This window comes from Aureimonas sp. AU22 (assembly GCF_001463745.1).
Lineage (GTDB): Bacteria > Pseudomonadota > Alphaproteobacteria > Rhizobiales > Rhizobiaceae > Aureimonas.
This window is the reverse complement of the sequence record NZ_BBWJ01000018.1, coordinates 68,372-89,397: the sequence shown is the minus strand read 5'-3', so window position 1 is coordinate 89,397 and position 21,026 is coordinate 68,372. Positions and strand designations below refer to the sequence as shown.

The 21,026-nt window shown below is 67.0% G+C and carries 20 protein-coding genes; 9 read left to right on the top strand and 11 right to left on the bottom strand.

Features of this window, described 5'->3' with window-relative positions; translation table 11 throughout:
* Positions 1 to 129 precede the first annotated feature (129 nt).
* Together ndk and AUL34_RS07420 are read right to left on the bottom strand one after the other, a co-directional pair.
* Positions 130 to 552: a nucleoside-diphosphate kinase gene (gene ndk / locus AUL34_RS07425; RefSeq protein ID WP_061932763.1), complete on the bottom strand. Its 423-nt coding sequence runs from the start codon at positions 550 to 552 to the stop codon at positions 130 to 132.
* Positions 553 to 634: 82 nt separating this feature from the next.
* Positions 635 to 1,330 (bottom strand): glutathione S-transferase family protein, encoded by a 696-nt coding sequence (locus AUL34_RS07420; RefSeq protein ID WP_061932756.1) that lies wholly within the window; start codon positions 1,328 to 1,330, stop codon positions 635 to 637.
* A 30-nt stretch (positions 1,331 to 1,360) separates the two neighbouring features.
* Here AUL34_RS07420 and AUL34_RS07415 point away from each other — a divergent pair, with 30 nt between their 5' ends.
* The 3 genes from AUL34_RS07415 (at position 1,361) to AUL34_RS07405 (ending at position 4,722) form a co-directional block, all read left to right on the top strand.
* Entirely contained in the window at positions 1,361 to 1,867 is a 507-nt protein-coding gene (locus AUL34_RS07415) for a DinB family protein (protein WP_061932755.1), read from the top strand.
* Between the two features lie 52 nt (positions 1,868 to 1,919).
* A complete protein-coding gene (locus AUL34_RS07410; RefSeq protein WP_061932754.1) occupies positions 1,920 to 3,818 on the top strand; it encodes an ABC-F family ATP-binding cassette domain-containing protein in 1,899 nt (632 codons plus the stop codon).
* Positions 3,819 to 3,927: 109 nt separating this feature from the next.
* Entirely contained in the window at positions 3,928 to 4,722 is a 795-nt protein-coding gene (locus AUL34_RS07405; RefSeq protein WP_061932753.1) for an alpha/beta fold hydrolase, read from the top strand.
* A gap of 7 nt (positions 4,723 to 4,729) precedes the next feature.
* On the opposite strand, the gene AUL34_RS07400 is transcribed toward AUL34_RS07405, so the two are convergent.
* Positions 4,730 to 5,182 carry a DNA polymerase III subunit chi gene (locus AUL34_RS07400; protein ID WP_061932752.1) on the bottom strand — a complete coding sequence of 151 codons (453 nt, stop codon included), beginning with the start codon at positions 5,180 to 5,182 and terminating at the stop codon, positions 4,730 to 4,732.
* Between the two features lie 7 nt (positions 5,183 to 5,189).
* Positions 5,190 to 6,689, bottom strand: a complete 1,500-nt coding sequence (locus tag AUL34_RS07395) for a leucyl aminopeptidase (RefSeq protein WP_061932751.1) — start codon at positions 6,687 to 6,689, stop codon at positions 5,190 to 5,192.
* Between the two features lie 247 nt (positions 6,690 to 6,936).
* On the opposite strand from AUL34_RS07395, the gene AUL34_RS07390 reads away from it, so the two are divergent.
* The 6 genes from AUL34_RS07390 (at position 6,937) to rsmA (ending at position 14,572) form a co-directional block, all read left to right on the top strand.
* On the top strand, positions 6,937 to 8,127 hold the full coding sequence (locus AUL34_RS07390; RefSeq protein ID WP_061932750.1) for an LptF/LptG family permease: 1,191 nt from the start codon (positions 6,937 to 6,939) through the stop codon (positions 8,125 to 8,127).
* Positions 8,124 to 9,203 carry an LPS export ABC transporter permease LptG gene (lptG, locus tag AUL34_RS07385; protein WP_061932749.1) on the top strand — a complete coding sequence of 360 codons (1,080 nt, stop codon included), beginning with the start codon at positions 8,124 to 8,126 and terminating at the stop codon, positions 9,201 to 9,203. The genes AUL34_RS07390 and lptG overlap by 4 nt, the downstream gene beginning before the upstream one ends.
* A 1-nt stretch (position 9,204) precedes the next feature.
* On the top strand, positions 9,205 to 11,652 hold the full coding sequence (locus tag AUL34_RS07380; protein WP_061932742.1) for an LPS-assembly protein LptD: 2,448 nt from the start codon (positions 9,205 to 9,207) through the stop codon (positions 11,650 to 11,652).
* 103 nt (positions 11,653 to 11,755) lie between these two features.
* Positions 11,756 to 12,697: a peptidylprolyl isomerase gene (locus tag AUL34_RS07375; RefSeq protein ID WP_061932741.1), complete on the top strand. Its 942-nt coding sequence runs from the start codon at positions 11,756 to 11,758 to the stop codon at positions 12,695 to 12,697.
* Position 12,698: 1 nt separating this feature from the next.
* A complete protein-coding gene (pdxA, locus tag AUL34_RS07370) occupies positions 12,699 to 13,745 on the top strand; it encodes a 4-hydroxythreonine-4-phosphate dehydrogenase PdxA (RefSeq protein WP_061932740.1) in 1,047 nt (348 codons plus the stop codon).
* Positions 13,742 to 14,572, top strand: a complete 831-nt coding sequence (gene rsmA, locus AUL34_RS07365) for a 16S rRNA (adenine(1518)-N(6)/adenine(1519)-N(6))-dimethyltransferase RsmA (RefSeq protein WP_061932738.1) — start codon at positions 13,742 to 13,744, stop codon at positions 14,570 to 14,572. The genes pdxA and rsmA overlap by 4 nt, the downstream gene beginning before the upstream one ends.
* A 5-nt stretch (positions 14,573 to 14,577) precedes the next feature.
* Here rsmA and gmk read toward each other — a convergent pair whose 3' ends face one another.
* From gmk to fabD, 7 genes are all read right to left on the bottom strand, one after another.
* Entirely contained in the window at positions 14,578 to 15,267 is a 690-nt protein-coding gene (gene gmk / locus AUL34_RS07360) for a guanylate kinase (RefSeq protein WP_061932736.1), read from the bottom strand.
* Entirely contained in the window at positions 15,264 to 16,139 is an 876-nt protein-coding gene (locus AUL34_RS07355) for a YicC/YloC family endoribonuclease (protein ID WP_370539032.1), read from the bottom strand. The genes gmk and AUL34_RS07355 overlap by 4 nt, the downstream gene beginning before the upstream one ends.
* A 62-nt stretch (positions 16,140 to 16,201) precedes the next feature.
* Positions 16,202 to 17,356 carry an endolytic transglycosylase MltG gene (mltG, locus tag AUL34_RS07350; protein ID WP_061932734.1) on the bottom strand — a complete coding sequence of 385 codons (1,155 nt, stop codon included), beginning with the start codon at positions 17,354 to 17,356 and terminating at the stop codon, positions 16,202 to 16,204.
* A 141-nt stretch (positions 17,357 to 17,497) separates the two neighbouring features.
* The gene (gene fabF / locus AUL34_RS07345; RefSeq protein ID WP_061932733.1) at positions 17,498 to 18,763 is read right to left on the bottom strand and encodes a beta-ketoacyl-ACP synthase II; all 1,266 of its coding nucleotides are present in this window, start codon (positions 18,761 to 18,763) and stop codon (positions 17,498 to 17,500) included.
* A gap of 42 nt (positions 18,764 to 18,805) precedes the next feature.
* Positions 18,806 to 19,042, bottom strand: coding sequence for an acyl carrier protein (locus tag AUL34_RS07340; RefSeq protein WP_026358398.1), 237 nt, complete (start codon positions 19,040 to 19,042; stop codon positions 18,806 to 18,808).
* 174 nt (positions 19,043 to 19,216) lie between these two features.
* Positions 19,217 to 19,954 carry a 3-oxoacyl-[acyl-carrier-protein] reductase gene (fabG, locus tag AUL34_RS07335; protein ID WP_061932732.1) on the bottom strand — a complete coding sequence of 246 codons (738 nt, stop codon included), beginning with the start codon at positions 19,952 to 19,954 and terminating at the stop codon, positions 19,217 to 19,219.
* 28 nt (positions 19,955 to 19,982) lie between these two features.
* The gene (gene fabD / locus AUL34_RS07330; RefSeq protein ID WP_061932731.1) at positions 19,983 to 20,924 is read right to left on the bottom strand and encodes an ACP S-malonyltransferase; all 942 of its coding nucleotides are present in this window, start codon (positions 20,922 to 20,924) and stop codon (positions 19,983 to 19,985) included.
* Positions 20,925 to 21,026 lie beyond the last annotated feature (102 nt).

Below are 21,026 nucleotides of genomic sequence, written 5' to 3'. Positions count from 1 at the left end.
CCGGCGGCACGGACGGATGGGAAAAGACGGGCACATCATTTCGACCACGACTGAAGCCGTGCGGCGTTCCAAAAACGATAACGCCGGCCCAGAGGGCCGGCGCTGTGATTCATCGATGGGCGATCGAGATCAGCCGACGATTTCGGTCTCGGAGAACCAGTAGGCGATCTCTTCCCGAGCGGTCTCGGCGGCGTCCGACCCGTGCACCGAGTTCTCGCCGATCGAAAGGGCGTGCACCTTGCGGATCGTGCCCTCGGCGGCCTGCGCCGGGTTGGTCGCGCCCATCAGCTCGCGGTTGCGCGAGATGGCGTTCTCGCCTTCCAGCACCTGAACGATGGTCGGGCCGGCCGACATCGACTCGACCAGCTCACCGAAGAAGGGACGCTCCTTGTGGACGGCGTAGAAGCCCTCGGCCTCGCGGCGGCTCATCCAGACGCGCTTGGAAGCGACGACGCGCAGGCCACCCTCTTCCAGCATCTTGGTGATCGCGCCGGTGAGGTTGCGACGGGTCGCATCGGGCTTGATCATGGAGAAGGTGCGTTCGATCGCCATTGGCCGTTATCCTTGGGTCAAAGGGCTGAAGATGGCGCGGTCTATAGCCGTGCCCCCGCCCGGCGGCAAGGCGCAGGCGCGCTCAAGCGGCAGCGGGCAGGCTGCGACCAATGCCGCCATGCAGATCGAGGCATCGCTCGAACCAGTCGCGGATCGGATCGTCCGCCTCGAAGAACGCGAAGGTCGAGACGCAACGCAGCCACTGGAAACCGCCGAAGACGATGTAGTCGGCGAACATCGGGCCCTCGCCCGCGAGGAACGGTTGGCGGCGCAGCGTCGCGCGCAGCGGCTCCAGCGCCTTCGACACCGCCTGCCGCTTCTCTTCCGTGCGCCCGTCCTGCACCGCCTCGATCGGCTTGCCGAAGGTGCGCTCCCGGCTGGCGCGGAAGAAGGCCCGGTTTTCCTTGTCCTGCAGATCATGGATCTCAAGGATCGTCGCCTTGACGATGGCCGGGTGCAGCGTGCGCTGCGACCAGCTCTCGACGAAGCGCGCCAGAGCCCGACCGCTTTGCCCTTCGAACAGGGAGGGACGCTCGGGATAGGCGTCGTCGAGATATTCGGCGATCGCGAAGCTGTCCTGCACCACATGCGCGCCGTCTCGGATCACCGGCACGGTGCGCCCGCCCCCGCCCTCGACGTCAGCCACCTCCGTGAACCGCACCGGCACCGTCTCGAAGCCGAGGCCCTTGTGCGCCAGCGCCATGCGCGCCTTCCAGCAATGCGGCGAGAACGGGCGCGACGGATCGCTGCCGACGAGGTCGTAAAGCAGTATGGTCACGGCGATTCTCCCGGCTGGAGGGCTCCCGCCTTGTACCACGAACAGTTCGCAACGCTCGGCGCCTACAACGCCTGGGCCAACCGGCGCCTCTATGAAAGCGCCGCCGTGCTGTCGGCGGAGCAATTCGCGGAGGATCGCGGCGTCTTCTTCCGCTCCATGCGTGGCACGCTGAACCATATCCTGTGCGCCGACCGGATCTGGCTGCGCCGCTTCACCGGTGCCGGGGATGCACCGGACCGGCTCGATGCGACGCTGTTCGAAGCCTTCGAGCCGCTGCGGGTCGCGCGCGAGGCCGAGGATGCGCGGATCGGGACCTTTGTCGCCGGGCTCGGCGAAGCCGACCTTGCTGCGACGGTGCGCTACTCTCCCCTGTCGCAGCCCGGCACGATCGAAGGCCGGCTCGGCCCGACGCTGCTCCACGTCTTTAACCACCAGACACACCATCGCGGACAGGCGCATGCGGTGCTGACGGGGTTCGGGCTTCCGGCGCCGGGCATGGACCTCGTGGCGTTCCTGCGCGAGACGGGCCGGGGGTGAAGTCCGACCAGCCGGTCTTTCGCGTTTTTCGCAAACATGGCAAAAGCCCGCCATGCTTCAGATCACCGAACTGTCTGCCCGCGTCGCCGGGCGCCTTCTGATCGATCACGCGACGCTGTCGATCCCCGCCGGCACCAAGGCGGGTCTCGTCGGGCGCAACGGCGCGGGCAAGTCCACGCTCTTCCGCGTGATCACCGGCGACCTCGCGTCGGAGACCGGCGGCGTGTCGGTGCCGCGCAACACGCGCATCGGACAGGTGGCGCAGGAAGCGCCGGGCACCGAGCAGTCGCTGCTGCAAGTCGTTCTCGCCGCCGATCTGGAGCGCGTGGAGCTGCTGCAGGAGGCGGAAACGGCGACCGATCCGCAACGCATCGCCGAGGTGCACCTGCGGCTTGCGGACATCGAGAGCCATTCTGCGGAGGCGCGCGCGGCCGCGATCCTCGACGGCCTCGGCTTCGATGCGGCCGCCCAGGCGCGTCCCGTCTCGTCCTTCTCGGGCGGCTGGCGCATGCGGGTCGCGCTGGCGGCGGTCCTCTTCTCGCGCCCCGACCTGCTGCTCCTCGACGAGCCCACGAACTATCTCGACCTCGAGGGCACGCTCTGGCTGGAGAATTTCGTCTCCCGCTATCCCTATACCGTGCTCATCATCAGCCACGACCGCGACGTTCTCAACAACGCGGTGAACGCGATCATCCACCTCGACCAGAAGAAGCTCGTCTTCTACCGCGGCGACTACGACAGCTTCGAGCGCCAGCGCGCGGAGAAGATGGAGCTTCTTGGCAAGGCGATCGCCAAGCAGGATGCCGCGCGCAAGCACATGGAAGCCTTCGTGGAGCGGTTCCGCGCCAAGGCCTCCAAGGCCCGGCAGGCGCAGTCGCGCCTAAAGGCGCTGGAGCGGATGAAGCCCCTCCAGGCGATCGTCGAGGAGCACGTCACGCCCTTCGTCTTTCCGAAGCCGGAGAAGGTGCTCGCATCGCCCATCATCCGCATGGAAGGCGTCTCGGTCGGCTACACGCCCGAGCGGTCGATCCTGCGCGGGCTCGACATCCGCATCGATGCCGACGACCGGATCGCGCTGCTCGGCGCCAACGGCAACGGCAAGTCGACCTTCGCCAAGCTGATCGCCGACCGGCTGACGGCGCAGGCGGGTGCGATGACCCGGGCACCGGGGCTGAAGATCGCGATGTTCGCGCAGCACCAGATCGACGACCTTCGCCCCAACGAGACGGCGGTCCAGCACGTGCGCCGCTTCATGCCGGACGCGCCGGAGGCCAGGGTTCGCGGACGCGTGGCCCAGATGGGCCTGCCGACGCAGAAGATGGACACGGTCGCCGACTCGCTCTCGGGCGGCGAGAAGGCACGCCTGCTGATGGGTCTTGCGACCATCGACGCACCCAACCTCCTGATCCTCGACGAGCCGACCAACCACCTCGACATCGAGGCGCGCGAAAGCCTCGTTCACGCCCTGAACGAATTTCCCGGCGCCGTCATCCTGATCAGCCACGATCGCCATATGGTCGAGGCGACGATGGACCGGCTTTGGATCGTCGGCAACGGCACCGTGTCGCGCTACGACGGCGATCTCGACGACTACAAGAAGCTGATCCTCTCGGGCGCGCGGGCGGGCGGCGGCAATCAGGGCGAACTCGTCAACGAGGTGCCGGTCCAGGCGGTCTCGAAGGTGGACCAGCGGCGTCTGGCTGCCGAGAAGCGGGATGCTCTGAAGCCCCTGAAGAAAAAGATCTCTGCGCTCGAGATCCAGATGTCCCGCCTTCAGGCGACGATCAAGGACCTCGACGAAAAGCTTGCGGATCCTGCGCTCTACACGAAGGACCCCGGCAAGGCGGCGGAGTTCGGGCGGCAGAAATCCGCAGCCGAAAAGACGTTGGAGAAGTGCGAAGCCGAGTGGCTGCAGTTCACCGAGGAACACGACGCCGCTATGGCGGACTGAAAATCGTTGATAAACGGTGCACGAATCCTTGAGATGACGCATCGTCGGCTCTAGCTTCTTCGTGTTGGCGGCGAGTATTCGGTTCCGGTCGCCCAGCGGGCGGTTCGTGATGCGGCGTCCTCTTCTCTCGGCGGTTCTCGCCCTGCTCGTGCTGTCCGCGTTTCCGGCGGACGAGCCTCAGAGCCGCGGGTTCATAGAGCCGATCCCCGTTCAGACCGGCTTCGCCGACGTGAACGGCATCAACCTCTTCTTCCGCGTCTACGGCGAAGGGCCCCCGATCCTGATGATCCATGGCGGCCTGTCCGACAGCCGCGTCTGGCGCGCGCAGCTGGGGACCCTGTCGGAGCATCACAGCGTCATCGTCGCCGACAGTCGCGGACAGGGCCGCTCGTCGAGCACGGACGATGTCATCACCTACGACCTGATGGCGGACGACTACCTCGCCCTGCTCGATGTCCTCCACATCCCCAAGGTGGCGCTGGTCGGTTGGAGCGACGGCGGGATCATCGGGCTCGACATCGCGATCCGCCATCCCGAGCGCCTGTCGCGGCTCTTCGTGCAGGCCGCCAACGCTACGCCGGACGGCTCCCTCGCCTACAAGCCCGACGACCCGAACCGTCCGGAACTGCGCCATTACGACGACGTGCGACAGGAGATCGAGGCGCTCTGGGCGAACGAGCCGAACTTCTCTCAGGCGGAACTCGAGGGCATTCCGGTCCCGACCGAGATCGCGATCGGCGAGCACGACGAAGCGATCAGCCGCGCGCACACCGAGTATCTCGCGTCCACGATCCCCGGCGCGAAACTCCTGATTCTTCCGTCCGTCGGCCACTCCGCCCCGCTGGAAGACCCCAACGGCTACGCCACGGCGGTGCTGAACTTCGTGGACGGAACCACGATCTGAAAGGGCGTCAGGCCTTCTTCACCCAACGCCGATCCTCGGTCTGCTGCCAGTAGGTGACCGTATGGCCGGCGGATTTCTCCGCCTTCCAGCGTTCGCGCGCGGTCGCCAGTTGGTCCGGGTCGTGCCCGTCGAACAGGTAGACCCCGCGCTGGTAGGGCGCGAGGTCGTCAGGCACGGCGCCCTCCACCATGAAGCGGACATGCGGATCGTTGGCACGCTGCTCCGGCTCGACCGTCAGAAGGATGGGTTGCAGTGCCCCGCCCCCCTCGGCATCCGAGCCGTGGGGGAGGAAGCTGTCGTCCTTGTAGGTCCAGAGGTGCTGGTCCAGCGCGTCGCGCCGCTCCGGCGTCGCCGCCTGGACGACGACGCGCCAGCCACGCGCGAGGGACCGCTCCAGGAGATCCAGGAGCGAGTCCTCCATGCGGCTTTCGGTCAGATGATAGAACAGCACCTCGGCCATGGAGCGCTCACCGCGCCTCGTAGTGCTCTTCCACCAGCTTGTTGAGAAGGCGAACGCCGAAGCCCGAGGCCCAGGATTGGTTGTACTCGTTGGCGGGCGAGCCCATCGCCGTGCCGGCGACGTCGAGGTGCGCCCACGGCACGTCGTTGACGAAACGCTGGAGGAACTGGGCGGCCGTCGTGGCGCCCGCCGCGCGGCCGGCTCCGATGTTCTTGATGTCGGCGAACTTGCCCTCGATGAGCTTGTCGTATTCCTTGCCGAGCGGCATGCGCCAGACCTTCTCGCCGGTCTCGAGACCCGCCGCCAGAAGGCGGTTGGCCAACTCGTCGTTGTTGGAGAAGAGACCGGCGTGATGGTTGCCCAGCGCGACGATGATGGCGCCGGTCAGCGTCGCGAGGTTCACCATGAACTTCGGCTTGAAGCGGTCCTGCGTGTACCAAAGGGCGTCGGCGAGGACGAGCCGGCCTTCCGCATCGGTGTTGAGCACCTCGATCGTGGTGCCGGACATGGCGGTCACGATATCGCCGGGGCGCTGGGCGTTTCCGTCCACCGCGTTCTCCACCAGACCGACGACGCCGATGGCGTTGACCTTCGCCTTGCGCCCGGCCAGCGCGCGCATCAGTCCCACGACGGCGGCCGAGCCGCCCATGTCGCCCTTCATCTCGTCCATGCCGGCGGCCGGTTTGATCGAAATGCCGCCGGTGTCGAAGATCACGCCCTTGCCGACGAAGGCGACGGGAGCTTCGCCCTCCGGCCCGCCGTTCCATCGCATGATGCACAGGCGGGGCGGCATCGGCGACCCCTGCGCGACGCCCAGGAGCGCCCGCATCTTGAGTTCGTCCATCCGCGCCTCATCGAGCACCTCGATGTCCAGACCGGTCGATGCGAGCGCCTCGATGCGCGCGGCGTATTCGGTCGTGGTGAGGACGTTGGCCGGCTCGTTGACGAGGTCGCGCGCGAGCATCACGCCGTCCGCCACAGCCTGCGACACGGCGAAGGCGACACGCGCCTCTTCCGGAGCGGCGGCGGCGATGGTGTAGCTGCGAGCCGCTTCGTTCTCCGGCTCTTCGCCGGGCGCGGTCTTCTTCGACTTGTAACGGTCGAACTTGTAGGAGCGCAGCAGGATACCGAGACCGATGGTCGCAAGGTCGGCGGGTGTCGCCGGCGTCGCCGCGCCGTCGCCCCAGACCGTGACCGGCCCGTCGCCCTTGGTGCCGCCGGCGATCGTGCCGCCGAGCCGGAGCCATTCCTCCTCCCCGAAGGGCTTGTCGCCGGCGGTGCCGATCACGACGATGCGATCGAGCGACGAACCGTTCGGCGCGATGGCCTCGACGGTGGACAGGTCCTTGCCCTTGAACTTCGCGACCGCGATCGCCTTCTGAAGCGGCTCGACCACGCCCTGGGGCACGCCCGCGGGCAGCGCGCCTTCGGCACCGGCCAGAATGACGAGCGTGCCGGTTTCGGGCATTCGGAGAGGCGCGAAGGTGATGGTGGGTTGGACGGACATGCGGTCTCCGATGCGCTATCGACACGCCGGGGCTTGGGCACCGGCGGCTGGGGATTCGGCTGTCATTCTGGTGACGGAGTGTTGCATTGCAAGGGTCGTCGTCGGAGGCGCAAAGCGTTAACCATGTTTGTTCGCCCTTCTTTAGCCAAGCTGGCTCAGTCTACGGCGGCCAGATATGTCGAACCGCGCGGTTCGGTGCCGCGCCGGAGAACGGCGGTTTGAACGGGACTGCTGAGACGACCAGGGCATGAAGCTGATCGAACGATACATCTTTCGCCGCGCCCTCGCCTACACGGCGGGGTCCTTGACGGCGCTCGTTCTGATCGTCTGGATCGTGCAGGTGCTGCAGCGGCTGGACATCGTGCGCACGACCGCCACGGCAGCGGGCGACATCTTCTGGATCGCCTTGATGCTGATGCCGGACCTGGCCTCCGGCGTCCTCCCCTTCGCGCTCCTGATCGGCGCGGTGCAGACGCTGAATTCCCTGAACGCCGATTCCGAGCGCGCCGTGATCGCGGCGTCCGGCGGCTCTCGCACCGTGATCAGCAAGCCGATCCTGGTGCTTGCGGCGGTCGCCTCCGGGCTCGTCCTGTTCAACTCCCACGTGGTCGGTCCCGCCGCCTCCAGCGCCTTCCAGAACGGCATCCGGTCGATCAACGCGGACGCCATCAGCCTCTTCCTCCAGCCCGGACGGTTCGAGCAGGTGCAGGATGGCCTCGTCATGAGCATCGACGAGGCGCGAGGGCCGAACGTGCGCGGCCTGTTCCTGGCCGACACGCGCGACCCGGCGCTGGACCTCACCTACTTCGCCCGGGAGGCGTCCATCGTGGAACGCGAGGGGCAGTCCTACCTCGTGCTCGACGACGGACAGTTGCATCGCAAACGCAACGGGGACAGCTCGGTCTCGATCATCGAGTTCCAGACCTATGCCTTCGACCTCGCGAACCTGCGTCCGGTGGAAACGCGGGACTGGGTCCGCATGTCGGAGCGCTCGACCCGCGAACTCCTCAATCCCGACCCGAACGACCGGGTCTACCAGCTCCATCCCAATCGCTTCACCGAGGAACTCGCCCAGCGGCGCACGGACTGGCTCTACCCCATTGCCTTCGCGCTCTGGTCGCTGATCGTCGCAGGCCATCCGCGCACCAACCGGCAGGGACCCGGGCCCGCGATGGCGCTTGGTCTTGGCGGTGCGCTTCTCCTCAAGGCCGGTGGTTTCGTCTCGCTCTCGCTCATCAGCAGCAATCCTCGCTACACGGCCCTGGCCTACGGGCTGCCGCTCGGCGCCATCGCGCTCGATCTCTGGCTCCTCTGGCGCAACGTGAACGTCAGCGAGACGCGCGCCGTCCGGGCGATCTCCGACGCGTCGCTCTGGCTGCGCGAGCGCGCGAAACGGCTGCTTCCCGGCACCGCGGCCGGAAAGGCGGCCGGCGCATGAAGCGTTGGACGCTCAACCTCTATTTCTTTCGCCGCTTCCTCGTCAGCTTCCTGTCGACCTTCGTGGCGGTGTTCGCGCTCGTCTACCTCGTCGATATGATCGAGGTGAGCCGCCGCGGCCTTCCCGGCGACGTCGGCTTCGAGACCATCGCGACGATCTCGGCGCTGCGCGTTCCGGCCTTCATCGAACAGGCCTTCCCGTTCATCATCCTGTTCTCGGCCATCTTCACGCTGGTCTCGCTGAACCGGAAGATGGAACTGGTGGTCGCACGCGCGGCCGGCGTCTCCGTCTGGCAGATGCTGGCGCCCTTCGCGTTCGGCGCATTCCTGATCGGGGTCGCCTCCGTTGCGGTCTACAACCCGCTCGCCGCCTACGCCCAGGCCAAGTCGGCGCAGCTGCAGACGTCGAATGCCGGCTCGATGCAGAACTCGACGGACCGCGCCCCCTGGCTGCGTCAGGTCGGCCAGGGCGTCGAATCCATCATCGGAGCCAAGATCGTCGCCGATCGCGGTGCGACGCTCGGGAGCGTGACCGCCTTCATCCTGAACGACGAGGGGGTGGTGCGCGAGCGGATCGACGCGCCAGTCGCGCGGCTGCGCGATGGCGCGTGGCACATCGAGAACGCCAGCGTCACGCGAATCGGCTCGCCGCCCGTCAACGAAGGCGAGCGCGTCATCCCGACCACGCTGCTGCCGGAATATATCGAGCAGCGGCTCGCCGACCCGGAGGCCATCTCTATCTGGGAACTGGCGCCGAAGATCGAGATCGCGCGCAGCCTCGGCTACAACGCTGACGCCTTCGCCATGCGTTTCAACGCGCTGATCGCGCGCCCGGCCCTTTTCGTGGCCATGGTTCTGGTCGCAGCTACGGTAGCTGTGCGTTACACCCGCATCGGTCAGTCCGGGCGCATGATCGTCAGTGGCATCGCGGCCGGCTTCGTGCTTTACGTCGTTACTTTCCTCGCGCAGGCGCTGGGGAGCAATTCCGTGGTTCCGCCCGTCCTGGCGGCGTGGTTCCCGGTCGTGGCGGCAGGATTGTTCGGGACGACGATCCTGCTCCATCAGGAGGATGGCTAGTATGACAGCGAGGGGGAACCCGCGCCGTGCCGAGACCGGGGGCTGGTCGAAGGCGAAGGGCGTTCTCTTGGCGGGCGTGGCGATGGCTGCCCTCGCCTCGGCTTCGCCTGCCTTGGCGCAGGCTTCGCTCGGCGATCTCGGCGGCTCGGTTTCCGTGCCCGAGGGCACGCAGCTCTTCCTCGAGGCCGATACGGTCACCTACGACAGCGACAAGCAGGTCGTGCGCGCCGCCGGCGGCGTGCAGATCGACTACGGGTCCTACAAGCTCGTCGCCCAGGACATCGTGTACGACCAGGCTAGCCGGAGGCTTGTGGCCTCGGGCGACGTGGAACTCGTCGAGCCGACGGGCAACCGCATCTATGCCGACTCGATCGACCTTACCGACGATTTCGCCAACGGCTTCGTCCAGGCGCTGCGGATCGAGACGCCCGACAACACGCGCTTTGCGGCCGGACAAGCCGTGCGCCGAGACGGCGCGGTGACGACGTTCGAACGCGGCGTCTACACGGCGTGCGAGGCCTGCGAGAAGGACCCGGATCGTCCCCCGCTCTGGCAGGTGAAGGCACGGCGCATCGTCTGGGACCAGAATGCGAAGGTCGTGCGCTACTACGGCGCGCGATTCGAGCTGTTCGGCAAACCGCTGGCCTACCTGCCCTACTTCGCTTCGCCGGATCCGACCGTTCGCCGTCAGAGCGGCCTCCTGGCACCGTCGTTCAAGTCGTCCGACAAGACCGGCTTCGGTGTCCGGATCCCCTATTACTTCGCGATCGACGAATCGTCGGACGCGACCGTGGCCGGCACCTACTTCGTCGAGCAGGGCTTCCTGGCCGAGGCGGAGTACCGCAAGGCCTTCGAGAACGGCTACATCACACTCCAGACCGCCGGGATCAGCCAGTCCGACCCGGATCGCTTCAACGACTTCCGGTCCGACAATGTGACCGGTTTCACCGATCCGGTCGACGACGCGCGTGGCATGGTGGGGACGACCGGCCGCTTCGCGCTGAACGAGCGCTGGACCTTCGGCTGGGACATCCTCGCGCAGACGGACGCGAATTTCTCCAACGTCTACGAGATCGAGAATTTCTCGCAGATCTACCGCACGTCGGAAGTCTACCTGACGGGTCTTGGCGACCAGAGCTTCTTCGACCTCCGGGGGCAGAAGTTCGATGTCCAGACCGAGAACACGTTGACCGAACGCGTTCAGCCCTATGTCTGGCCGACGCTCGACTACCAGCGGATCGAGGACGAGCCGGTCCTCGGCGGTCAGGTGGAATACAACGTCAACGTCACCAACCTGTCGCGCAATGCGACGAGCCCCGGCTTCCTTCTCCTTTGCCAGGACGAGTTCACGGTGTCGGGCATCTGCGAGCAAGGCTCGACCTTCCCGTTCCGCACCGATTACTTCCGGCGCAACGCGCTGGAGGGTGACTATTCGCGCGCCTCGTTCGACGCGCGCTGGCGCCAGACCTACACCACGGATGCCGGTCTGCAGCTCACGCCCTTCCTTTCGGGTCGCGGCGACCTTTATCGCGCCGACATGAGCGCGACCGGCTATGCCGACGGGACCGCGCTCGGGCTCGGTGGGGTCGAGGTGGACGAGGCAGGCGGCCGCGCGATGGCGACCGCGGGCCTTGAAGCGCGCTACCCCTACCTGATCGAGACGGCCAATACCCAGCATGTGATCACGCCGATCGCCCAGCTTCTGCTGCGCCCGGACGAGATGGACGCCGGCCGCCTGCCCAACGAAGACGCGCAGAGCCTCGTCTTCAATGCGTCGAACCTCTTCGACGAAGACAAGTTCTCCGGCTACGACCGGATCGAAGGCGGCACGCGGGCCAATGTCGGCGTCCAGTACAGCGGCGTCTTCGGTGCGGGCTACACGCTGGACGCGCTTGTCGGCCAGTCCTTCCATCTGGCGGGCGAAAACCCGTATGCGCAGCTCGACTACGCGCTCGTCGGTTTCGAGTCGGGTCTGGAGACGGATCGATCGGACTACGTATCCGCCATCGCCCTCTCGACGCCCTACGGCATCAATGTCGGCGCGCAGGGTCGCTTCGACGAAGAAACGCTGGACGTGAACCGTGCCGATGTGATGGGCGGCGTCACGATCGGCCGCCTCGACACGGCGGTGACCTACTCGCTGATCAGCGCGCAGCCGATCTACAGCTTCCCCGACGATCGCCACCAGATCACGACCTCGGCCTCGCTCAAGGTGACGGACCAGATCCGGACCTTCGGTTCGATCTCCTACGACATCGAGAACGAGTCCGTGATCAATCGATCCTTCGGCGTCGGGTACGCGGACGAGTGCTTCTCGCTCATCGCCGAGTACCAGAACACGAACGACCGCTACAACCTCCAGTCGTCCGAGTCGAAGGTCTTGTTCAAGCTTGCGCTGCGCACGCTTGCGGACGCCGATTTCGGTTTCGGGGTTGGAAGCGGCGGCTGATTGCGGTTAGAAGACCATCGTTTCGCCAAAGCTCGACGCTAGGGATCGCCGCATTCGATTTCGCACGGGCGATACGACCGTCAACCGGGAGACACGACAGGCCATGATCGCACGTTCCTTCGCCACCCGTCTGGCGGTCTGTTCGCTGCTGGCCTCGCCCCTCGCGCTCGCCGGCGTGGCATCGCTGTCGTCTGCGAGCTTGGCCGCGTCCGAAATCAAGGTCGTGGTGAACAAGCAGGCCATCACCTCCTATCAGATCCAGCAGCGCGCCGCCTTCCTGAAGCTGCGCCGGACGCCGGGCGGCAACCAGGCGGCCACGGACGAGCTGATCGACGAGGCGATCAAGCGCCAGGAGATCGCACGCCGCCGCATCAGCATCCCCGATGCCGCCGTCGACGAAGCCTTCGCGCGCTTCGCGAAGGACAACAAGCTGACCGAGGCGCAGCTGACGCAGGTGCTCTCGCAGGCCGGCTTCTCGGCGCAGGGTTTCAAAGACTACATCCGCGTGCAGATGGGCTGGGGCCAGGCGGTCATCGCCAATGTCCGCCAGACGGAGCGCCTGTCCGAGCAGGATGTGGTGCAGCGGATGCTGCAGGACGGCGGTGCCAAGCCGAAGGTGACCGAGTACACGCTTCAGCAGGTGATCTTCGTCGTCCCCAACGACAAGCGCAGCGCGCAGCTCGACCGTCGCATGACGGAAGCCAACAACCTGCGCCAGCGCTTCACGAGCTGTCAGGCCACCTACGACACGGCGCGCGGGTTGCGCGACGTGACGGTGCGCGACCTCGGGCGCGTGGCCGAGCCCGAACTTCCGCCGCGGTGGAAGGATGACATCATGAACACGACGCGCGGTCGCGCGACCAAGCCGCAGGCCACCGAGCGCGGCGTGGAACTGATCGCGATCTGCGACACGCGCACGGTCTCCGACGACCAGGTGGCGGCCATGGTGTTCCAGGAAAAGGACCTGGCGGCGATGGGCAAGAAGGAGCCCGACAAGGACTTCCTCGCCAAGCTGAAGGAAAAGGCGACGATCGTCCGTCGCTGACGTGTCCGCCTCCAGCATTCCGCGCCCGCTTGCGATTTCGATCGGCGAGCCGTCCGGCGTCGGCGCCGACGTCACGCTGGCCGCCTTCGCTCGTCGCGAGGCGCTCGACCTTCCCAGGCTGTTCCTGATCGCAGACCCCGAAATGGTCGCCCGCCGCGCGGAGCGCCTCGGGCTCGACGTGCAGCTTCGCACGATCGGCCGACCGGACGAGTGCGGTTCCGATCCGCGGTTCCTCGACATCCTGCCGCTCGTGAACCCGCATTCGGAAGGGCCGGGACGCCCCGATCCCGCAAACGCGGCTGGGACGATCGAGGCGATCGACCGGGGCACCCGGCTGGTGCTCGACGGAGCGGCATCCGCGCTCGTCACCAATCCCATCGACAAGAAGGCGCTCTACGACGCGGGCTTCCGACATCCTGGTCACACCGAGTACCTCGCGGAGCTGTGCGGCAATCTGACCGGCGAGGCCTGCCAGCCGGTGATGCTGCTGACCGGGCCGGATCTATCGTGCGTGCCCGTCACGATCCATATCCCGCTCGCGGACGTGCCGGCGGCACTGACCGAAGAACTCATCCTGTCGACCGCGCGGATCGTGGCGCGCGACCTGTCGACCCGGTTCGGTCTCGAACGGCCTCGCCTCGCCGTGTCCGGACTCAACCCGCATGCGGGCGAGCGCGGCGCCATCGGACGGGAAGACGAGGCCGTGATCCGTCCGGCCGTCGAGATCCTGCGCACCGAAGGCTTCGACGTCGTCGGCCCTCTGCCCGGCGATACGATGTTCCATCCCGAAGCCCGGGCGCGCTACGACGTGGCGCTTTGCATGTACCACGACCAGGCGCTGATCCCGGCCAAGACGCTCGCCTTCGACGAGACGGTCAACGTCACGCTCGGCCTGCCGATCATTCGCACCTCGCCCGATCATGGCACGGCGGCGGATCTCGCGGGATCGGGCGCCGCCCGACCGAACAGCTTCATCGCGGCGGTGCGGCTCGCTGGGCGGATGGCCGGGATCGGCGCGGGCGCAGACGAGGACGCGAACGCTCGATGACCGCCTTCGACGGTCTGCCACCGCTGCGGGAGGTGCTGGAGGCACACGGCCTCGATCCGCGAAAGGCGCTCGGCCAGAACTTTCTCCTTGATCTCAACCTCACCGGCCGCATCGCCCGTCAGGCTCTGCCCCTTGAGGGCGCGACGGTGGTGGAAGTCGGCCCGGGCCCGGGAGGACTGACGCGCGCCCTCCTGTCCCACGGGGCCGGCAAGGTGATCGCGATCGAGAAGGACGAACGCTGCCTGCCGGCGCTCGCCGCGATCGCGAGCCACTATCCCGGTCGCCTGGACGTGGTGGAAGGCGATGCGTTGGCGATCGATCCGGACCGGCTTTGCGAAGGTCCGTACAAGATCGTCGCGAACCTGCCCTACAACGTCGGCACGCAGTTGCTCCTGAACTGGATCACCGGCACGACGTGGCCGCCGCGATGGACCGACCTGACCCTGATGTTCCAGAAGGAAGTCGCCGAGCGGATCGTGGCGGGCCCGGACGACGACCATTACGGGCGGCTGGGCGTGCTCTGCGGCTGGCGCACCGACGCCGAGATCCTCTTCGACGTTTCGCGCGAAGCCTTCACGCCGCCCCCGAAAGTGACGTCCGCCATCGTTCGCGTCGTGCCGAAGCTGACGCCCATCGAAGCGCGTCTGGCGGATGTCGAGCGGGTCACGGCTGCCGCCTTCGGCCAGCGTCGCAAGATGCTGCGCCAGAGCCTGAAGCCGGTCGGCGGCGAAGCGCTCCTCGCGCGCGTCGGGATCGACCCGACGCGGCGCGCCGAGACGCTCTCCGTCCAGGAGTTCGTCTCGCTCGCCAACGCCCTCGACGGCTGAAGCCGTCAGACGCCGTCGAGCTTGCCGATATCGGCCGACGCTTCTTCTAGGAGGACGGAGGTGAAGTCGAACAGCCCCGGCCGCCGGTCGCGGCGCAGCCGTTCCGCGTTCACGATCGAGAGGACGGCCGAGAAGGCGCGCTGGAGATCGTCGTTGATGACGACGTATTCATAATCCCGCCAGCGTTCGATCTCGACCTTGGCGTTGCGCAGACGCATGGCGATCGTCTCGCTGGAGTCTTCGGCCCGTCGAAAGAGGCGCGACTTCAGCTCGCTCATCGAGGGGGGCAGGATGAAGATCGAGACGATGTCGCTCTTCGCTTTTTCCTGAAGCTGCAGGGCACCCTGCCAGTCGATGTCGAAGAGCATGTCCCGCCCTTCCCGCATCGCCTTCTCGGCCGCCTCGCGCGGCGTGCCGTAGAGATTGCCGTGGACTTCGGCCCATTCGAGCAGAGCGTCCCCGTCGCGCAGGCGGAAGAACTCCTCGCGGGAGATGAAGTGGTAGTGCACCCCGTCGATCTCGCTCGGCCGCCGCTGGCGGGTGGTCACGCTGACCGACAGCGAGAACCGCGGGTCCTGCTCGAGGAGACTGCGGGCGATGGTGGACTTGCCGGCACCCGAAGGCGACGAGATCACCAGCATCAGGCCGCGTCGCGCGATCGAGATGGGGGATTCGATGTCGGCCGAAAGTTTCATTCGAGATTTTGAACCTGTTCGCGAAGCTGGTCGACGACGACCTTCAGCTCGAGGCCGATGGCGGTCAACGATGTCGCATTGGACTTGGAACACACGGTATTCGATTCGCGGTTAAATTCCTGCGCGAGGAAATCGAGCCGCCGACCGACCGGTCCGCCCTTGTCCAGAAGTTCCCGGGCCGCATGGATGTGCGCCCGCAGCCGGTCCAGTTCCTCGCGAATGTCGGCGCGCGTGGCGATCAGGGCGGCTTCCGCGTGGAGCCGCGCCGGATCGAGCCCGGAGGATCCGTCCAGCAAGGTCGACAACTGCCTGGCGAGACGTTCGCGGATGGATGCGGCATCGCGGCTGGGATCACGCTCGGCCGCATTGACCAGCACCTCGATCTCGGCGATCCGCGCTTCCAGGATGGCGGCGAGCTGGCGCCCTTCCGCTTGGCGTGCGGCAACAAGTTGCTCGATGGTGGTTTCAAGCCCCGCCAGCACGGCGCGCTGACGCAACGCCGCCTCTTCCGGGCTGGGTACGCGCTCGGCGACGTCGATGACGCCACGCAGGGCAAGCAGGCCATCTGCCGTCGGAAGCGTCGCATGGCCGTCGCGGACGAGCTCGCCCGAAAGGCGCAAGACGGCGTCCAGCATCTCGCGATGGATGACGAAAGGAGGCGCTTCGTCTTCGACGCGTCGCACGCTGAGCGAAGCAAGGACGTTGCCGCGCGACAGGCGAGCGCCGACGAGACGACGCACCTCTCCCTCGAGGCCTTCCATCCCGGGCGGCAAGCGGAGGCGAACCTCCAGCGTCTTGCCGTTGACGGACCGAAGCTCCCAGACGAAGGCGGCGTCCCGCGTCTCGCCTTCCACCCGGGCGAAGCCCGTCATGCTGCTCACGGGCATCGCCACCTCATTCATCTACGAACTCCGTCACCGCGACGGTGCGAGCCCTACTGTGCAACCGCCGGCGTTTCCTCGGCCGCGCCCGCCTCGGCTCTCGCGGCAGCCGCATCGCGCTCGATCTGACGATAGCGCCGGACGTTGGCGTTGTGCTCGTTGAGCGTCCGCGCGAAGGCGTGGCCTCCCGTGCCGTCGGCCACGAAATACAGGTCCCGCGTGTCCAGGGGGTGAGCCACGGCTTCCAGCGAGGCGCGCCCCGGATTGGCGATCGGTCCCGGCGGCAGGCCTCGAATGACGTAGGTGTTGTAGGGTGTCGCGCCCGCGATGTGCGATTGGCGGATCGGCTCGTCGGAAGGCTTTCCCGCCCCGCCCCACACCCCGTAGATGATCGTCGGGTCGGACTGGAGCCGCATGCCCTCCCGCAGCCGGTTGATGAAGACGGACGCGACATGCGGTCGCTCCGAGGCGATGCCCGTCTCCTTCTCGACGATCGAAGCCAGGGTCACGAACTCGCCCATGTCCTTGACGGGAAGGTCATCCTGCCGCCCCTTCCAGATCTCGTCGAGGAGCTCGGATTGCGCGGCCTTCATTCGATCCACCATCGCAGCGCGGGTCATGCCGCGGGTGAACGTGTAGGTCTCGGGCAGCAGCGTCCCTTCCGCCACCATCGGCGGCATGTCGCCGACAAGGATCGGATCGGCCTGGAGCCGAGCGTAGATCTGGTGAACGGTCCACCCTTCCGGGATCGTCACCGCATGCTGGATCGGCCTTCCGTTCTGGAGCGTCTCCATCACGCTGCGCATGCTCGCGCCCGGCGCGAACCCGTATTCCCCGGCCCTCAGGCCGGTGTCCGTCTTGCCGCTCATCCTTTCGTCGAGCGACGTCAGGCGCCAGCCGTATTCGAAGACGCGGGCGTCCCCGACGATCCCGGCTCGTGCCAGACCGTTGGCGGTGTCCGCCAGATTGCTACCCTTCGCGACGAGATAGGTCGACTCCGCCTGCAAGGGTCCTGGTCCGTCGAACTGCTGCTTGCCCCAGTACAGCGCCAGCCCGCCGCCAACGGCTGCCACGATCGCCAGACTGAAGGCGAAGTTCAGGAGGATGACGAAACCGTTGCGGGCATGACGGGATCGCCGCCGCGGCTTGCCCTTGCGCTGCGGGGTCTCGCCTGTCGGCTGGAACTGCTCGTCGGGACCGTGGGTCACGCCAGACCTCCCTTTGCCATTTGCGGGAAGGCGCCCATCGGTCGCGCTTCCATCAGCCTGTCTGCCGGTGCGCGTGAACGCTCGCCCCGCCGGAATCGTCCGGAGGTAGCAGCATCCGATTGTGGCGAAAGCCGGAAGGCCTCAGCCTTCGTAGCGACGAAGAACCACGGATGCGTTGGTGCCGCCGAAGCCGAACGAATTCGACAGGGCGATGTCGATCCGCCTCTCGCGCTTCTTCAGCGGAACGAGATCGATCTTCGTCTCGACGGAAGGATCGACGAGGTTCAGCGTGGGCGGCGCCACGTTGTCTCGGATCGCGAGCGTTGCGAAGATCGCCTCGACCGCGCCGGCCGCACCCAGAAGATGCCCGATCGCGGACTTCGTTGATGACATCGACATCTTCGATGCCGCATCGCCGAGCAGCCGCTCGATCGCCCGCAGCTCGATCTCGTCGCCGAGCGGCGTCGAGGTTCCGTGGGCGTTGATGTAGTCGATCTGATCCGCCGTGATGCCGGCGCGCTTGAGCGCCGCCTTCATGCAGCGATAGGCGCCGTCGCCATCCTCGGCCGGAGCGGTGATGTGATGCGCGTCGCCCGACAGCCCATAGCCGATCAGTTCGGCGTAGATCCGGGCCCCGCGCGCGCGCGCATGCTCGAGTTCCTCGAGAACGACGATACCGGCGCCCTCGCCCATCACGAACCCGTCTCGCCCCTTGTCGTAGGGACGGGAGGCGGCCGCGGGATCGTCGTTGTAGCTCGTCGACAGGGCGCGGCAGGCCGCGAAGCCCGCGAGCGACAGCCGGCCGACGGGCGACTCGGCGCCGCCGGCCACCATGACGTCGGCATCGCCGAGCATCACAAGGCGGGCAGCGTCGCCGATCGCGTGCGCACCCGTCGAGCACGCCGTCACCACCGAATGGTTCGGCCCCTTGAGACCGTTGCGGATGGAGACGTGGCCTGATGCGAGGTTGATCAGGCTGCCCGGAATGAAGAAGGGGCTGATCCGCCGGGGGCCTTTTTCGGCCAGGATCAGCGCATGGCGCTCGATGCCTTCCAGCCCCCCGATGCCCGAGCCGATCAGCACGCCGGTGGCGCACTGGTCGTCGTAGCTCTCGGGATGCCAGTCGGCGTCATCGAGCGCCTCGGAGGCAGCGGCCACGGCGAAGACGATGAAATCGTCGACCTTGCGCTGCTCCTTGGGCTCCATCCAGAGGTCGGGATTGAACGTGCCGTCGGCGCCATCCCCGCGGGGGACCTGGCAGGCGATCTGGCAGGGCAGGTCCGAAACCTCGAAGCTTTCGACCCGTCGGGCCGCGCTGCGGCCCTCCAGAAGACGCTTCCAGGTTACATCGACACCCGCCCCCAGGGGGCTGACCATACCGACGCCGGTTATGACGACTCGTCTCATTCCGAACTCTTGCTTACAGGGGCGGGCAAGCCCGCCCGTTCGTCAGGCCTGGTTCTTCTCGATGAACTTCACGGCATCGCCGACCGTGAGGATGGTCTCGGCCGCATCGTCCGGAATCTCGACGCCGAACTCTTCCTCGAACGCCATGACGAGCTCGACCGTGTCGAGGCTGTCGGCGCCGAGGTCGTCGATGAACGAAGCGTTCTCGGTAACCTTCTCCTGCTCGACGCCCAGGTGCTCGACGACGATCTTCTTCACCCGTTCAGCGGTATCGCTCATGGTCATTCCTCTGTTGAGATGGCTTTCGCCGTTTCGTTAGACGCCGGGGTTCCGTTAATCAAGCGTTACCCTGTCGGCGCTGGTCTCGCCCCGCACCCTTGAGATGTGGAGGGATTCGAGAACTCGGCGAGGGCTGCGGCTTAGCATGGCCACAGCGCGCTGGCCAAGCGGGGTTCAGATCATCGCCATGCCGCCGTTGACGTGCAGGGTCTGCCCGGTGACGTAAGCGGCTTCCTCGGACGCGAGATACAGGGCGGCCGAAGCGATTTCGGCAGGCTGGCCCATGCGCTTCATCGGGATGGCGCCCATGATGGCGTCCGTCTGCTTCTCGTTGAGCTTGCCGGTCATGGCGCTCTCGATGAAGCCGGGGGCGATGCAGTTCACGGTCACGTTGCGCGACGCGATTTCCTGCGCCAGCGACTTCGAGAAGCCGATCATGCCGGCCTTGGCGGCGCAGTAGTTGGCCTGCCCCGGATTGCCGGTCACGCCGACGATCGAGGTGATGTTGACGATCCGGCCATAGCGACGGCGCATCATCTGATGCGTCAGGGCGCGCGTCAGGCGGAACACGGCGGTGAGATCGACCTCGATCACGCGATCCCAGTCGTCGTCCGACATGCGAACGAAGAGGCCGTCCTTGGTGATGCCGGCGTTGTTGACGAGGATGTCGACGCCGCCGAGCTCCTTGTCGGCCGTCTCCGCAAGCCCCGCCTGCCCCTCGCGGTCGCCGAGGTCGGCGGGAAATACGTGAGCCCGCTCGCCAAGCGTGCCGGCCAGCTCTTCCAGCTTCTCGCGCCGCGTTCCGTGCAGGCCGACCGTCGCGCCAGCCTGGTGGAGGGTGCGGGCGATGGCTTCGCCGATGCCGCCGCTGGCGCCCGTGACGAGGGCCTTGCGGCCGGTGAGGTCGAACATGTGCCGCTTCCTTCCAGTTGGGTTCGTATCAGCCGAGACGCGCCATCGCGGCCTCGATGTCGGCGGGCTTGCCGACGCTGAGCGCCGAAAGGCGCGCGTCGATGCGCTTGGCGAGACCCGCCAGGACCTTGCCGCTGCCCACCTCGAGGAGGAGGTCGACACCGCCGTCCGCCAGATAGGTCATGCTTTCGCGCCAGCGAACCTGGCCCGTCACCTGTTCCACGAGCCGCGCCCGGATCTCTTCCGGATCGGCGATCGCCGATGCCAGGACGTTCGCCACCAGGGGCACGCTCGGCGCCGAGAGCGTGGCCGTGCTCAGCGCTTCCGCCATGCGATCGGCCGCCGGCTGCATCAGCATGGAATGAAACGGCGCGGACACCGCCAGCGCGATGGCCCGCTTGGCGCCGGCTGCCTGTGCGGCCTCCATCGCGCGCTCCACGGCCGCCTTGGTGCCCGAGATCACGATCTGACCGCCGCCGTTGTCGTTGGCGATCTGGCAGACGCCACCCTGCCCGGCCTCGGCGCAGACCGCCTGCAGCGTCTCGTGATCGAGGCCGAGGATGGCGGCCATCGCGCCTTCGCCCGGCGCCACGGCGGCCTGCATCGCGTCGCCGCGGATGCGCAGGAGCCGCGCGGCATCGGCGATCGTCAGGGAACCCGCTGCCGCCAGAGCCGAATATTCGCCGAGAGAGTGGCCGGCCACGAACTGCGCCGAGGCGCCGAGATCGAAACCTTGCGCTTCCATCGCGCGAAGGGTCGCGAGCGACACCGCCATCAGCGCCGGCTGGGCGTTCGCCGTCAGCGTCAACGCGTCGTCGGGGCCGTTCCAGATGATGTCGCTGAGCTTCTGGCCCAAGGCCTCGTCGACTTCCTCGAAGACCCGGCGGCTTTCCGGGTAGGCGTCGGCGAGCTCCCGCCCCATGCCGACGATCTGGCTACCCTGTCCCGGAAAAATCACGGCAAGCGACATCGCGGCCTCCCTGTTTGCTCGTCGATCGGGTAGTGGGCAGCCAGGCGCGGACTGTCAAGGCGAAGCCGCGATCCGCCGGGGCGGATCGAGCCTCGGTCAGCC